Source organism: Streptomyces sp. CNZ301, assembly GCF_004217425.1.
The window spans coordinates 698,368-712,629 of record NZ_SHLG01000001.1 but is presented as its reverse complement, the minus strand read 5'-3'; the positions used below and the strand labels follow the sequence as shown (position 1 = coordinate 712,629).

General features: G+C 65.5%; 12 protein-coding genes. 4 read left to right on the top strand and 8 right to left on the bottom strand.

What is annotated here, in order from left to right:
• Window positions 1–80 precede the first annotated feature (80 nt).
• Complete coding sequence (locus EV375_RS03160) at window positions 81–422, bottom strand: hypothetical protein (RefSeq protein ID WP_130298090.1); 342 nt, start codon at window positions 420–422, stop codon at window positions 81–83.
• A 346-nt stretch (window positions 423–768) separates the two neighbouring features.
• On the opposite strand from EV375_RS03160, the gene EV375_RS03155 reads away from it, so the two are divergent.
• A complete protein-coding gene (locus EV375_RS03155; protein WP_130298089.1) occupies window positions 769–2,511 on the top strand; it encodes a helix-turn-helix domain-containing protein in 1,743 nt (580 codons plus the stop codon).
• Window positions 2,512–2,893: 382 nt separating this feature from the next.
• On the opposite strand, the gene EV375_RS03150 is transcribed toward EV375_RS03155, so the two are convergent.
• From EV375_RS03150 to EV375_RS03135, 4 genes are all read right to left on the bottom strand, one after another.
• Window positions 2,894–4,258, bottom strand: coding sequence for an MFS transporter (locus tag EV375_RS03150; protein ID WP_130298088.1), 1,365 nt, complete (start codon window positions 4,256–4,258; stop codon window positions 2,894–2,896).
• 48 nt (window positions 4,259–4,306) lie between these two features.
• Window positions 4,307–5,410 carry an enolase C-terminal domain-like protein gene (locus EV375_RS03145; protein WP_130298087.1) on the bottom strand — a complete coding sequence of 368 codons (1,104 nt, stop codon included), beginning with the start codon at window positions 5,408–5,410 and terminating at the stop codon, window positions 4,307–4,309.
• Window positions 5,411–5,468: 58 nt separating this feature from the next.
• On the bottom strand, window positions 5,469–6,356 hold the full coding sequence (locus EV375_RS03140; protein WP_130298086.1) for an NAD(P)-dependent oxidoreductase: 888 nt from the start codon (window positions 6,354–6,356) through the stop codon (window positions 5,469–5,471).
• 71 nt (window positions 6,357–6,427) lie between these two features.
• Window positions 6,428–7,369, bottom strand: coding sequence for a LysR substrate-binding domain-containing protein (locus tag EV375_RS03135; RefSeq protein WP_130298085.1), 942 nt, complete (start codon window positions 7,367–7,369; stop codon window positions 6,428–6,430).
• Window positions 7,370–7,521: 152 nt separating this feature from the next.
• On the opposite strand from EV375_RS03135, the gene EV375_RS03130 reads away from it, so the two are divergent.
• The 3 genes from EV375_RS03130 to EV375_RS03120 are packed head-to-tail and all read left to right on the top strand — an operon-like array spanning window position 7,522 to window position 9,757.
• The gene (locus EV375_RS03130) at window positions 7,522–7,971 is read left to right on the top strand and encodes a VOC family protein (RefSeq protein ID WP_130298084.1); all 450 of its coding nucleotides are present in this window, start codon (window positions 7,522–7,524) and stop codon (window positions 7,969–7,971) included.
• A 9-nt stretch (window positions 7,972–7,980) separates the two neighbouring features.
• The gene (locus tag EV375_RS03125) at window positions 7,981–9,048 is read left to right on the top strand and encodes a cyclase family protein (protein ID WP_130298083.1); all 1,068 of its coding nucleotides are present in this window, start codon (window positions 7,981–7,983) and stop codon (window positions 9,046–9,048) included.
• Window positions 9,049–9,064: 16 nt separating this feature from the next.
• Window positions 9,065–9,757 (top strand): SDR family oxidoreductase, encoded by a 693-nt coding sequence (locus EV375_RS03120; RefSeq protein WP_130298082.1) that lies wholly within the window; start codon window positions 9,065–9,067, stop codon window positions 9,755–9,757.
• A 272-nt stretch (window positions 9,758–10,029) separates the two neighbouring features.
• Here EV375_RS03120 and EV375_RS03115 read toward each other — a convergent pair whose 3' ends face one another.
• The 3 genes from EV375_RS03115 to EV375_RS03105 all read right to left on the bottom strand — a co-directional run bounded on the left by EV375_RS03115 (window position 10,030) and on the right by EV375_RS03105 (window position 14,008).
• Window positions 10,030–11,394: an NAD-dependent succinate-semialdehyde dehydrogenase gene (locus tag EV375_RS03115; protein WP_130298081.1), complete on the bottom strand. Its 1,365-nt coding sequence runs from the start codon at window positions 11,392–11,394 to the stop codon at window positions 10,030–10,032.
• Between the two features lie 59 nt (window positions 11,395–11,453).
• On the bottom strand, window positions 11,454–11,984 hold the full coding sequence (locus tag EV375_RS03110) for a flavin reductase family protein (RefSeq protein ID WP_130298080.1): 531 nt from the start codon (window positions 11,982–11,984) through the stop codon (window positions 11,454–11,456).
• A 311-nt stretch (window positions 11,985–12,295) separates the two neighbouring features.
• Window positions 12,296–14,008, bottom strand: a complete 1,713-nt coding sequence (locus EV375_RS03105; RefSeq protein ID WP_130298079.1) for a helix-turn-helix domain-containing protein — start codon at window positions 14,006–14,008, stop codon at window positions 12,296–12,298.
• Window positions 14,009–14,262 lie beyond the last annotated feature (254 nt).

The window sequence follows — 14,262 nt, the reverse complement described above, 5'->3', positions numbered from 1 at the left end:
CGAAGCGGCCGGGCTTCTGTCCGATCGCTAAGTACTTGGCACCTTCGAACGGCATGTCCGGGCGCCCATGATTGTGGCTTTTACACCCAACATCCCGATCTCGACTTGATTCGCGACGTGGACGACTTCGCCCTCGTCGCGGGTGATCGGGCGGGCCCGGTTTCCGAGACCTCGTCGAACTCGGCTGCCGTCAGGCCAGCCTCAAGCCGAATGAGGTCATGCATGCCGTGGCGATCCACGACGGCGTTCACGTAGTCGAGAATCTCCGGTTGATGCACGAACTTGGTCTTCAACGGAGGCTGCTCGTACAGCTCCTGGTCCAACGAGTACTGATAGTCGAGGTCTTCGGAGTCCGAGAGCGCACCGGGGTACTTGTTCCAGTGCCCATGTGTCGCCACGCTGGCCGCCTTGTCGATGGCCATCGCGTCAAGCCCAACTGGTTGCGCAGCTTGTAGAGCATCCGGATACCGCCGAAACTGGTCCCGGAGAAGAGGGCGTCGAGCTGGCATATCTGTTCGGATGCGGGTTCCATCCATGGCGCTTGCTCCTCCGGGGGCGTCCGTGGACCTGTGCGGACTACTTCACTGGCGAGGCACAATCGTGGGAGGAAGCAGCGGAGCAGCGGTGTTTCAACATGAAACACCGCACGTTAACGGGATGTGACCAGGATCTTTAGTCGGCACGCAAAAACCCAGACACTTTCTGTATTGGAGTTGCCTGGTCTTCGGGGGACAGGGTGGTAGCTGGGTAAGTGGAGGAGGCAGTGCGATGCCTGATCTGGTGCGAGAAGCACGTCAAGAGCTGATGCGCGTCGGTCTCCTTGGCGAGGTTCGTGCAGATGGGGTGGTGCCCGATCTGGTCCTGCGCAGCTGGCGCAGGTCGATCAGCAACAGCGTCGACAACGCGTCCCTTTGTCAGCGCTACCAGGATTTCGACACGGACTCCCTCCTTTGTCGAGCAGCCAAACCCGTTCTTGATCGTTGGCAGCACCTGCTGACCGACACTGGGACCACGCTGTTTCTGAGTGACCGCGCGGGCAGGATCGTCGTCCGCCGCGCAGGTGGCAGTAGCCTGCGACGGCGTCTGGATCGCGTTCACGCTGCCGAAGGCTTCGACTACTCCGAGGACTCGGTTGGCACCAACGGGCTCGGCACTTCGATGATCGAGAGGCGTGCTGTCTATATCGAGGGCAGCCAGCACTACAACGATGCACTGGCCGACGTCACCTGCGCCGCGGCCCCCGTATGCGCGCCTGCAGGATCTGTCATCGGCTCGGTCTCGCTCGGAGGGCTGAGCGAGACCGCTAACCCGCTCATGCTCTCCCTTACACGGGAGATCGGTCAGCAAATAGAGGAACGACTCCGGTCTGCGTCCCGGCCTCAGGACCTCGCCCTGGCGATGTCGTTCATGCGTTTCACGAACTCGAGGCGACCGACGGTGGTGATGGACCGCGAATCTCTCCTGGCCAACACGCCTGGGCTTCCGTACGTGAATGTCAGTTCGCACGTCGCGCTCTGGGAGATGCTCAACGCCCACAACTGGTCGTCGAGTACCGTCGCGCAGCTTGTCCTGGACGGGACGGGCGCGGAGGTTACGGCGCATCGGGTGCTCGACGGGCCGGGAGTGCACTTCGTGCTGCACTTCTCTGCCTTGAAGGAGGGCATTGGAGGACAGGTCGACCTGACGACTCCGCCACCACCAGCCATCGGTCCGGTCACGTCTTCAGTCGGCGGCGGGGTCGCCGACAACGGATTGGTTGTCGTCGAGGGTCCGCGGGGATCGGGCAGGGCGACGGTCGCCCGGGGCTTGCACGCGCACCGCGCGCACGGGGCGTGCCTCGAGGAGGTCACTGTCTCTCCGACGTTGACAACGCCATGGTCCGGTCTCGCTGATCTCCTGGCGGGTGGAACGGATGTGTTGCTTCGTCGCGTCGAGGATCTTCCTGAGCGTTATGCCCACCAGCTGTCACGTCTTGTCGCCGACCATCGGGCTGCGGCGGTCACCGGACAGCGGACAAACGCCCTCCTCCTCACGGTCTCTCGGGGGAACGCGTCCGCCGCAGTCCAAGCCCTGATCGACGAGGTCGGTCCGGCGGAACGCACCGAGGCCTTGTCGCGGGCTCCCGAGCGAGTGCCGGGCCTGGTCAAGCGAATTCTCGACAATGTCGATCCCGAGGGACGGCACACGATGTCACCGGCAGCGCTTCAGTCCCTCATGCAGTGGGGCTGGCCGGGCAACATTGCTGAACTCGCCGAAACGCTGGCTACTTTGGCGCGCGAAGTTCCCACCTCCGTCATCCAGCGTCGACACCTCCCGCAACATCTGCGGCAGGCGCCGCCGCGACGTCATCTCACCATGATCGAGAGGGCAGAGCGCGAGGCCATCATTCAGGCGCTCGACGTCGCCGGGGGCAACAAGTCGGAGGCAGCGACTTTGCTGGGCATAGGCAGGACCACCCTCTACCGACGTCTGCGCCAGCTCGGACTGGACGATGACGAGGGGTCTCTCTGAAGCATGGGCGAGGACGTTTTAGCATCCGGGCACTCACGACCTGTTGTGTCTCACCCCGATGAGGAAGGGCGCCATCTGCGCAACTGCAGCATGGATGGTTTCGGATCCCTAGTCTCGTAACCGAGTCATTCCAGCTGCGCGTGCTTCTGGGCATGAGTACGAAATCAAGCTGGGCATCGACCCGGATCGGCTTGCCGTCGGCGGCACGGTGGGTGGCCTGGCCACTGCCGTGGCACTGACGGCGCCACGGGGTGGGCTGGAGCTGTACTCCAGTACCCCGACCGACCCGAATTCTACGACAGGCTCGATCCCTCGAGGCACGCCAACGGCATCGAGGCATAAAGCCGGATTCCCAGAGCGTACAGCGATGTGAATTGGCCTTTCACGCTGTTGCGGGCGCGACGGTGGAGTTCGCCGCGCTCTCGGAGATGTTCGGGTTCAGGCCGCCGGTCAGTTTGTCCGTCCACTTGCTCATGAAATAAGTCAGCACCGCTGCGGCCACAAAGAAGGCTGACATGATGAGCAGTCCCCTGTTCGTGGAGCCTGTCGCGTCCTTCAGCACGCCCACGACGTACGGGCCAACGAGGCCGCTCAGGCTGGCGAGGCCGTTGATCATCGCGAGCGACACCGCCGCTAGGCCCCCCGCGAAAACCTGCGCCGGCATGGACTGGAAGGTCGAGAGCGAGCCGAAGAAGCCGGCACCGGCGAGGCCGATGCCTGCCAGGGCGAGCACTGCGTTGTCGGTCGTGGCCGCTACGATCAACCCGACTGCGCCGACAAGTTGAAGGATGGTCAGGTGCCAGGTGCGCTCGCCGGTCCGCGTGACGTTCTTCGCGACGAGCAACATGACTACCGCCGAGAAGGCCCAGGGAATGGCGGACACGAAACCCGCTCCGGCAGCGTCGAGTGAGAACCGCTCCTGCACGATCGTGGGCAGGAAGTACGTGATCGCCCAGTATCCGATGGTCATGCAGAAGTACAGCAGAGTGAATAGCCATGACGCGGGGCGCCTCAGCACGGCCGGCAACTGCCGGAACTTATGGGCTGACGAGTCTCCACGCTGGACACCCGTCTCGGCGAGGTACGACTTCTCCGAGGCATCCAGCCAGTTGGCTTCGGCGGGCGAACTGGGGAGCCGCCGCCAGATGAAGATCCCAAGCAGGATGGCGGGGAGTCCTTCCACCAGGAAGGCCCACCGCCACCCGGCGAGGCCGAGCAAGCCGTCGAGCGACAGCAGCGCTGAGGTCAGAACCGACCCGACCGCAAGGGCCACGGGGACCGCGAGGTTCACCATGGAATAGGTCTTCGTCAGCATGCGGGGCGGGCACCACATCGCAAGGAACAGCAGTGCTCCGGGGGAGAATCCGGCTTCGGCGAGGCCGAGCATGATGCGCACGATGTAGAGGGTGGTTTCGTTTTGCACCAGGCCCATCAGCATGGTCACTACACCCCAGGAGACCATGATCCGCGCTATCCACCGCCGCGCGCCAAACTTGGCCAGAGCCATGTTCGAAGGGATCTCGAAGAAGCAATAGCCGATGTAGAACAGGCCCGCGGCGAGACCGAATGTCGCGGCAGTGAGCCCGAGATCCTTCGACATCGGTTCGGCCAGGACGCCGATGTTGGCCCGGTCGATGTAGGAGATGAACATTCCGAGCATCACGATCGGAATGACGCGTAGCAGCATCTTGCGGTAGATGCGCGTTTCGATGTCGGTCGGCGTCAATGCGCCGGAATGATTCGTCATTGAATCGCTTTCCTTCGTTTCTGGCTGAGGGTGATGCCCGACGCAGGTTCAGCGGTCCGTCCGGTAGTGGTTCAATTTCTTCCCGTCGATCTCGATGCCGAGCCCCGGTCCGGGAAGGACGGTCATCACTCCGCCCGTGATCTGGAGCGGTTCTGTCAGGAGGTCCTCGACCATGTCGAGGTAGTTCGACAATTCGGCGGCCCGCCGGGAGGTCATTTGCTGAGAAGCCCCGAAGGCGAGGGAGCAAGCGGTACCGACCTGGCCGTCGATCTGGTTGCCGATCACCGCTTCCACGCCCAATCCCTCCGCGAGGTGAGAAACCCGGAGGGAGTCGGAGAAACCGGTGCGGGCGGTCTTGATGCTGATTCCGGTGGCTGCCCCGGCGAGTAGTTCGCGGGTAACGTCAGCAGGAGTTGGGGTGCTTTCGTCCGCCACGAAAGGGATGGACGAGTGCTGTACGAGCCAACGGCGACCAAGGATGTCGTCGGCTGGACAGAGCTCCTCCACCCGAGACAGGCCGAGGTCGTCGAGCTGCCGAAGCGCGGCGGCGGCGTCGGACGCCGGCCAGCCGCGGTTGCCGTCGAGATAGAGCTCGGCGTTGTCGCCGACTGCTCCGCGGATCGCGCGGCACACGGCGATGTCGAGTTCGATCGGCAGGCGTCCCACCTTGACCTTGAACGACGTGATGCCGAACTCCTCGCGCATGCGGATCGCCTCGTCGGCCACTGCTGCCGGATCATCGAATCCGAGCATGTGGCTGACCCGGAGCCGATCGGTGTAGTTGCCGAGCAGTTCGTGCACCGGCCGTCCGGCGGTCTTGCCCCAGGCGTCCCACATCGCCATGTTGATGGCGGCCTTCGCGGTGGGATTCCCTACTGTCCTCGCGAGTCTCGCGCCTACCTGTTCGTGCGCGAGGATCGAGATGCCCCGGATGAGCGGGGCGAACAGGGAGTCGATGACCGCGACGATGGAGGCTTGTGTCTCGCCGTAGGTGTAGGGGCGGGGAGGGGCTTCGGCGACACCGACGACACCGTCTTCGGTTTCGACTTCGACGAGCACGTGGTCGGCCACGTCGATGTGGCCGCTCGCGAAGTGCAGCGGCTTGCGGTAGGGGATGGCGAACGGGATGGCCCGTACGTCGGTGATCCGCATGAAAGGGTTCCCTGCTGTGGTCGCTGAAGGCCATTCGCCGCGATTGCCCGCAGGCGGGTCAGCCGAGGTAGGTCCGGATGATCTGGCTGTCATCGGCCTCGAGCAGACCCAGTTCCGACGCGCGCTGGTACTGCTGCTTAGCTGCCTTGAGCAGGGGGGCGTGGGCCCCGTGTGCGTCGGCCTCTTGCTCGACCAAGCTGTTGTCCTTGGTGAGAATCGCCAGGCGGGTCAGCACTTCGGGTGCTGTCCCGGGCTCCGCCATGCGTGGCCCGCGCTCGTCGAAGAACCAGGAGGCTCCTGAGCCGCCGCTGATCACATCGACGGTCCTGGCCGGGTCGAGCCCCAGCCGGTTGGCCAGGGCAATCGCCTCCGCGGCGGCGACGAGATGCACGGAGCTGCAGAGCTGATTGACCATCTTGGTGGCTTGGCCGTCGCCGGGGCGCTCGCCCACCGGCGTCACTGTGCCGAGGACCGAGAGAATCGGCGTCTGTGAACTGATCAGCTCGGGTGAACCCGCGGCGAGAAACCTCAGCGTTCCGCTCTCTGCGCCCGATGTACCGCCAGTGACCGGTGCGTCGATCACACCTGCACCGGCGTCGACCAGCGCCGCCGCCGCCTCGCGGGCAGCCTGCGGGCCAACCGTCGAGGAGAGCACCCAAGTCTCGCCTTCGACGCGACGGTGTGCGCTTCCGGACTTCACGGTGTCGAGAAGCTGCTGGCCAGTGGCCACGAGCACCAGGACGACGTCGCATATTGGCGCATCGGCGATGTCGGGGAGCGCCTGGATGCCTTCCCTCTCGGCTCGTGCCCGAGCACCGGCGTTCGGATCGACAGCGAGGACCGTGTGGCGGTGAGCGGCGAGCCGTCGCGCCATCGGAGTCCCCAGCGCGCCGAACCCGACCACCGCAACGGTGGAGGCACTGCTGTCGGCGAGTAGATCGGTCATCGAACTCACTCCCTCTACTAGCGAGCAACTGTGCTCGCCGCGTTCAAGGGGTAGCTAACGACTGGCATCTTTTATTGTCCAACACTAAATTCGGATTCGCTGATATCGAGTCCATATGAGTCCGGTGTCGGCAGCGCCGCTTTCCCGATCTCGAGGACCTTCTCCAAAGCCGGTGAAGTGTTGTCGGTCCTCCAGGCGAGCGCGGCGAAGAGGTGGCTGGGGCCGGTGCCGGTAATGGATTTGTAGACGATGCCGACGCTCTGGACCGGGCAGACCGAACTAAGTGTGATGGTGACGCCGGCCCCGGCGGCGACGAGCGCGAGCACCGTGGCGGAGTCCGGGGCGACCTGCGTGATCCGCGGAGGGAAGCCGGCGGACAGGCACATGCTGTGCATGGTGGCCCGCAACATGGACCTGCTGTTCTCCGGAAGGCTGACGAACCCGTCCTCCTCGAGGTCCTCCAGGCGCACGCTGTCCTCGCGAGCGAGGCGGTGGCCTTCCGGCAGTGCGCAAAGCACCTGTTCCACCTCGACGATGCGGTAGCTGAGCTGGGGGTCCGTCACGGGCACCCGGACGAACGCGAGATCGAGGTCGCCCGAGGCCAGCAGGTCGAACGCGGTGTAGACGTACGTCTGAGACTGCAGGTCCAGCTCGATGCCTGGGTGAGCCCGCCGGACGGCGTTGGTAAGCAGGGGCAGCGCTCGCCGACTCGACGCCCCTGCGAAGCCGATCCGGACGCACCCCTCCTCCCCGGAGACGATCGACGAAGCCATTTCCCGCACCGCGGCGACTTGGTTGAGCACACGCCGGGCAGGCGTCAGCAACCTGTCGCCTGCGCCGGTCAAGGTCACGCTGCGCGTGCTGCGCTGGAAGAGCTGGAGCCGGAGTTCTTTCTCCAACTGGCTGATGCGGTTGCTGAGCGGCGGCTGTGCCATGTGCAACCGGGCCGCGGCCCGGCCGAAATGAAGTTCTTCGGCGACCGCGACGAACGCTTCAAGGCCACGCAGGTCCACGGGCACACCTCCCTCATTCTTATCCGCGAGGTATCAGTACGGATGGCATTGGTATTGGATTGGTAAGGCTCGGGCAGGCAGCATAACGAGGAGTCGGCCGAACCGGAGTTCGACGCCGACCGTGCACAGTCACTACGGAAGGACCGACCTCGATGAAGCTGCGTCTGCACCACGTGAACGTGGTCTCCGACGACATGGACGAACTCCACGGGTTCTACCGTGACGTGCTCGGTCTCGAGACGGCGCCATTGCCCCCGATGATCGAGCACCTCGCGCACCAGAACGACCTGACTGAGTCCGAGGACGAGGGAAAGTGGAAGGCGAACGTTGCATTCTTCGACGCGAGCGGCGAAGACGAAGCGCAGATCCACGCCGGTCGGCGGCAGGCCTATCTCGGTCCCCGTATGGGCCACGTGATCAACCCGCTGCTCACCGGTCACTTCGCTTTCCGCACCGATGACCTCGACGCAGTGCGCAAGCACCTGACCAAGGCAGGGATTCCGTTCTCCGACTACGGCGAGTGGGCGGTGAAGAACTGGGACCAGATTTTCCTCACCGATCCCGCCGGCAACGTCATCGAGATCCACCAAGTCCTGTCCTGAGGACGCGCGGTGCAACGCTGGCGCCGTCGGCCGTCCGGTTCGACCTGGGGTGACTTCGAGGACCCGGACGATGTCCTGGGACGGCTCAACCTCATTGGACCGGAGCAGGTCCGCAAAGGGATAGCCGAAGTGCAGGACGGGAAGGTCTTCAGCCTGTCTCTGCCGCTTGACCTACCTGGGCGTACCGTCCTCAACCCGAACCGCTTCCCGCCCGTTGTGAGGCCGTCCCTGCGGGCTGGTGTCGTGAACTTCAACTGCGCCATGTCGGTTGCTGTGCCGGGGGCGACCGATGTGATGAGCGACGACCTGGTCGTCCTGCACACTCAGTACTCGACGCAGTGGGACGCGTTCGGCCACGCGGGAGCCGTTTTCGACGCGGACGGCGACGGGATTCCGGAACAGGTCTACTACAACGGCTGGCGCGCCGGAGTCGACGTGGTCGGACCGCAGGATACGGGCTCGGCAGGTCTGACTAGCCTCTGCCGCCTCGATGGCGCCGCTGAGGGTGCCGCTTCGACCTCGAACGCGGGACCCGTGGACATCAGTCACATGGCCCGCCACGGCGTTCAGGGCCGGGCGGTCCTCGTCGACCTCGAAGCACACCTCGGTACCGGGCGTACGGTGGTCGGATTCGAGGCGTTCGCGCGCGTGCTCGACGAGGACGCTGTCATCGTTGAGCCGGGCGACATCCTCGTTCTGCACACCGGATTCGCCCGTGCGGTGCTCGGCCAGAACGGCCGGCCGGGCCCCGGTTCGCTCGATGTCTGTGCCGTCCTCGACGGTGCGGATCCTGATCTTCAGAGCTGGGTCCGGGAGAGCGGCGTGGCGGCGATCGCCGCGGACAACTACGCCGTCGAAGCATTCCCGTCACCTCACCATGTTCGCGGCGCCCCGGCACTGCCCCTGCACGAATTGTGTCTCTTCCGGCTCGGCGTGCACCTCGGTGAGCTCTGGTGGCTCTCCGAGCTCGCAAAGTACCTGCGCGAGAGTCACCGGTTCCGCTTCCTCCTCACTGCCCCTCCACTACGGCTTCCCGGCGCGACCGGGTCGCCGCTGACCCCGATTGCGACGGTGTGAAGTGCCTCCTGAACGCATGCTCGTGACAGGTGGAGCGTCGGGCATCGGCCGCGCCATCGTCGAGGAAGGCCTGGCGCGCGGGTGGGAGGTGATCGTCGTGGACCGGGACCAGGCTCCTGCGGGTACCAGCATCGTCGCCGATCTCGCCGACACCGAAGCCACAACCGCGGCGCTCGAGGAGGCATTGGCTGGCGGCCCTATTACCCGGTTGGTCAACAACGTCGGCGCGGTATACCCGGGACCGTTGTCCGAGCAGACCCTCGATCAGGTCGACGCGGCGTACACCCTCAACCTGCGCTGCGCGGTTCAGTGCACGCAGGCCCTGCTCCCAGCAATGACCGAAGCGAGGTTCGGACGAATCGTGAACATGACCTCTCGGGCCGCACTCGGCAAGACGCTCCGAACGGCGTACGCCGCGTCGAAGGCCGGGTTGATCGGGCTGACTAAGGGGTGGGCGCTGGAACTCGGACCACTCGGTGTCACGGTCAATGCCATCGGACCCGGTCCCATCTCGACCGAGTTGTTCACGAAGGCCAACGACCCCGATCGGATAAACCAGATTGTCGACGCCGTCCCGGTCCGCCGCATCGGCACGCCAGACGACATCGCCCACAGCGCCGGGTACCTCCTGGACCGGCGAGCCGGCTACGTCAACGGTCAGGTCGTCTATGTCTGCGGCGGGCTGACCGCAGGTGTGTCCCCAATCTGATCAGGTGTGCCGACTCGCTGGACAAGGAGCACGCCGCGAGTACGCAAGGCACTGACGCCCGGGCCGGGCAGGGACGGGGGAGCGCGATGGGCGTCCAGAAAAGGGCCGTGCCCGGCGGAGAAAGCGGGTTCGATCCCGCCGCTCGCCAGTGTTGGGGTGCTGGAATCGCGGCTTGACGTGGTCGTTGAACAGTTCCACCTGCGGCAGACGGTCTCGGTGCGTCTCCACGCCGACACGGGCCCCACCTAGATTGGTGCGGCACTGACGCGTGGTCAGGGAGTGCGGATCAGCTTCTTGTTCGCGAACTCGTCGAGTCCGAACCGGCCGAGCTCGCGCCCGATGCCGGAGTTCTTCACTCCGCCGAACGGCATCTCGGGCGAGCTACGGACAAGCAGGTTGAGACCCACCATGCCGACTTCGAGCCGGTTGGCGACGTACTCGGCCTCGGCGGGATCCGCGGTGAACACCGCGCTGCCGAGGCCATAAGGTGAGCTGTTCGCAAGGTCGATCGCTGCCTCGGTGGAGTCGACGCGATAGAGGACGGCAACCGGACCGAAAATCTCCTCGTGGTACGCCCGCATCTCCGGAGTCACGCCGGAGAGCACGGTCGCGGGATAGTACGCGCCCGACCCGTCGGGCACCTCCCCACCGAGGTGAAGCAGTGCTCCCTTGGCGACGGCGTCCCTGACTTGCTCGGCAACCTCGTCGCGCGCGGAGACGGACGACAAAGGACCGAGGCGGGTGGCTTCGTCGGTCGGGTCACCGGTCTGCCAGGTGGTGGCCTCCTCGAGGAAGCGGGACACGAACTCGTCCCAAACCGGCTCGGCGACTATGGCCCGCTTCATTGACGTGCATACCTGGCCGGCGTTCCAGAAACGGCCGATCGCGGCCGCGGGAACAGCCTGGTCGAGGTCCGCCTGCGGCAGCACGATCAGGGGGTCCGAGCCGCCCAGCTCAAGCACGCACTTCTTCAGGTGCTGGCCTGCGAGGGCTCCGATGGCCCGACCCGCGCGCTCGGAGCCCGTGAGCGACACCCCCCGGACAAGCGGACTCGCGATCATCGTGGCAATCTGCTCATGCGTGGCGAAGATGCTCTGGTACACGTCGTCGAGGGCGTCGGCCTTGGCCGCGATGCGCTCGATCGCAAGGGAGAGCTGCGGGCAATTGGGCGCGTGCTTCAACAGGATGGTGTTCCCGAGTAGCAGGTTCGGTGCGACGAAGCGCGCTACCTGATAGAGGGGGAAGTTCCACGGCATTATGCCGAGCAACGGCCCGATGGGTGCGGTGCGCACCAACGCCCGGCCACTGCCTGCAATGTCGAGTACCTCGTCCGTGAGTAGATCAGGACCTGACGTGGCGTAGTACTCGTAGATCGACGCCGCCAGCTCGACTTCGGCCCGTGCCTGGACTATGGGCTTGCCCATCTCCAGGGTGGTGAGGGCGGCGAGTTCCTCGACCCCTTCCCGGTACAACGCAGCGATGCGCACCAGGACCGCCGCCCGCTCGGTGAGGGGAGTCGCGGACCAAGCCTGATAGGCCGATGCCGCAGCGCTGAGGGCCTGTTCGGCCTCGGGATCCGTCAGGATCGGGAACCTGCGCACGACGGCACCTGTGGTCGGATCGACGGTTGTGTACACCTCGGGAGTCCTCCGGATGGGATCTCGGTGTTGAACGGGCGTGCCGTCGTGTGGGCTGGTCACCACTGTTCTGCCTTGGTGTGCAGCTCCTCGTCGCACGTCAGCGCGATCTTGCGGAACTGGCTGGCGTGGAAGATCAGCGGCGGCGTGTGCGGCGCCGTTTCGAGGCCGTGCACCTGCAAGAGCGCTATCAAGTGGTCGCCGGCTTCGACTTCGTCATGGAGCGAGACTTCCATCCACGCGCTCGAACCGCGGATCAGGATGCTGTCGTTCGCCCCAGCGTCCCATTCCACGCCGGCGAACCGGTCGCCTTCCTTGCTCGCGAGCTGGCGGCACGCGACGTCGTGCCACTGCGAGAGCACGCTCAGACCAAGGCGCGGCCGCTCCCGCAGGATGGGCCAAGTCGAGGACGTCTTCTGGATGCATACCGACACCAGCGGTGGATCCACGGAGACCGAGGTGAACGAGCTGGCGGCCATGCCGATCGGGGTGCGGTCCACGCGGGCGCAGACGGCCGCGATTCCGGATGGGAACGCGCCGAAGGCACGGCGCAACTGTCCCCCGGAAGTCACCCGTTGCATGCGGATCATCTGTGTTGTTCCTTCCTGCGGTGCCTGCGAGGGGAGTCAGGCGGAGGCGCACTGCGAGCTCGTGGGGTCCTGGCCCGGGGGGCAGTGGGGGGGCGCCATGAAGGCGCCGAGCTTGAGTGTCAAAGCATTTCCTCCTCGACAGGTATCGCGGGTCGCCACCTCGGTGCATGTGCTGACCCTCACACGTGGGCACCGTGGTCAGATGTATCGATTTGGCACACAGCACAGGAGGCGTCGGTGCTTCGACGGGCCCACCAGTACGTCGGCAGCCAAGTTGTCACGATGCTGGCGGTCGGCATCGTGAGGCGGCGTCAGCGCAGTCGGTACTCGCGCATCTTCCGGTAGAGAGACGAGCGCGAGATTCCGAGTGCAGTCGCCGCGGCCGCTTTGTTGCCGTGGTGCTCTTGCAGCGCGGTCGCGATGGCGTTCGACTCCGCGCTCTGCATGGCGGTCAGGTGACCACGAGTGACCTCGTGGAGCCACGCGGGCGGGAGGTCTGCGGTCGCGACAGTCGGGCGAATCTGACGCGCCAACCACCGCCGGAACTCTTCGAGTTGGCGGTGGTTGCCGGGCCATGGATGACGCTGGACGACCTGGATCACTTCCCGCGACAGCGTCGGCATGCCCAGCCCTTGGTCGACCAGCCGGGCGAGGGCGTCCTCGGTGCGCTTACGGAGGGGCGGAATCTCGAAGGTGAACGGTGGGAACTGATCGAGGATCACTCGCGGAAGCGTGTCGTTGTGGTGGGCGGCGGCGGAGACCGTGCCCGCGATGCGCAGGTCGGATCCGTCGATGCGCGGTGCCCCCTCGAGGATCGTGGCAAGCGCTCGGCAGACGTTGACGTCAAGAGCGTCGAGGTGGGCGAACACGACGAGTTCATCGGCATGCTCCACCAGCGCCCGGGCATCGGCCAGCCACTGTTCGTGGCCGAGCTCGTTGATCGTGGCGCAGTCGAGTTCGCGATATTGGCGATCGGAGTCCGCAAGCGCGGCCCGCAGGGCGGTGCGCTTGCCGACCCCGTGCTCGCCGACGACCAGGAGCCGCTCGGTCGTGGACTTGATCGCACGCAGGTCTGCGACGAGTCGGACCCAGGGCCGCTCCGGGTGCTGCGGCTCCCGGGCGGAGTTCCGAGCCCGGGTCGGCGTCGGCCGGGCGACGGCACCAGCCGACCCCTCGTCGGCCACGACCACGGCCCCGACCAACGCGCCCCCCCTTTGCACCGGGCGGCACACAGTGACCCGTGACCCGCCGGCAAGTTCGAGTCCGATGATGTCGCCGGGCCCGCCCTCGATCTGCTGCCACAGCGCCTCGTGATCGAGATCCATTGCCGCGGCCTGGGAGTTGGCGATGACGACGTCTGCGCTGACCGCGACCACGGCGCTGCGTCCGCGGCGTCGCTCGGCCAGGAAGTGGCGCAGCATCTGGCGCTCATGCATCGAGGTCTCGCCGTACAGCTCCTCCTCTATGTCGCGCGCTAGGTGCAGCAAGGTCGGCACCATCAGCGGGCTGGCGTCCTCGACCAGACTGGTGACGCTGAGGACGCCGGTCACCCGGTTGGTGACCGGTTGGTGAATCGGTGCTCCTGCGCAGGTGAAGTCGTGCAAGGCCTCACTGAAATGCTCTGCGCCGTTGACCGTAACGGCACCCGCGGTCTCGAGTGCCGTGCCGAGGCCGTTTGTGCCGATGACGTCTTCCGACCAGCGGGTGCCGACCACGACGCTGCTGCGGTTGAGGCGAGAACGCAGGCGGCTGTCCTCGTCCCAGCGCCAGAGAAGTGTGCCGTCCGGCGCGCTGAGCAAAAGGCTGGTGTTTGCGCCGATCAGAACGTCGGCCATCGAGGCAAGGACGGGGATGGCGACCTTGGCGATCCTACTGTCGAGGCCGGCCTCACCCTCGACACATGGGACGTGATCCGGGTCGACCCCGTTCAGCTTCGACCGACGCCAGGACTCGAGGATTTCGGTCCTCACAATGAGAGAGCCCGGCTGATCGCTGTCGAGGCGGTCGCGATGGGCGTCGATCACTGCTGTCCCACCTTCCTACCGCGGTAACGACGCTGTTACTTCTCCTGACACAAGCACGAAGCACATACACCGTCCAATACCAATGCAGTGTCTATTCATTTGGCAGCCGTAATAATCGGAGAGTGGAGTTTCGTGACCCGGAAGCGTCCGTGGCCGTGGCCATCGGGAACCGATCAACGGTCAGTCGGGATCCGCCGCGCACCCGAGTTCGTGGCGTCCCAGACATCGACGGCGGGGGACGCGGCTGAGCTGTC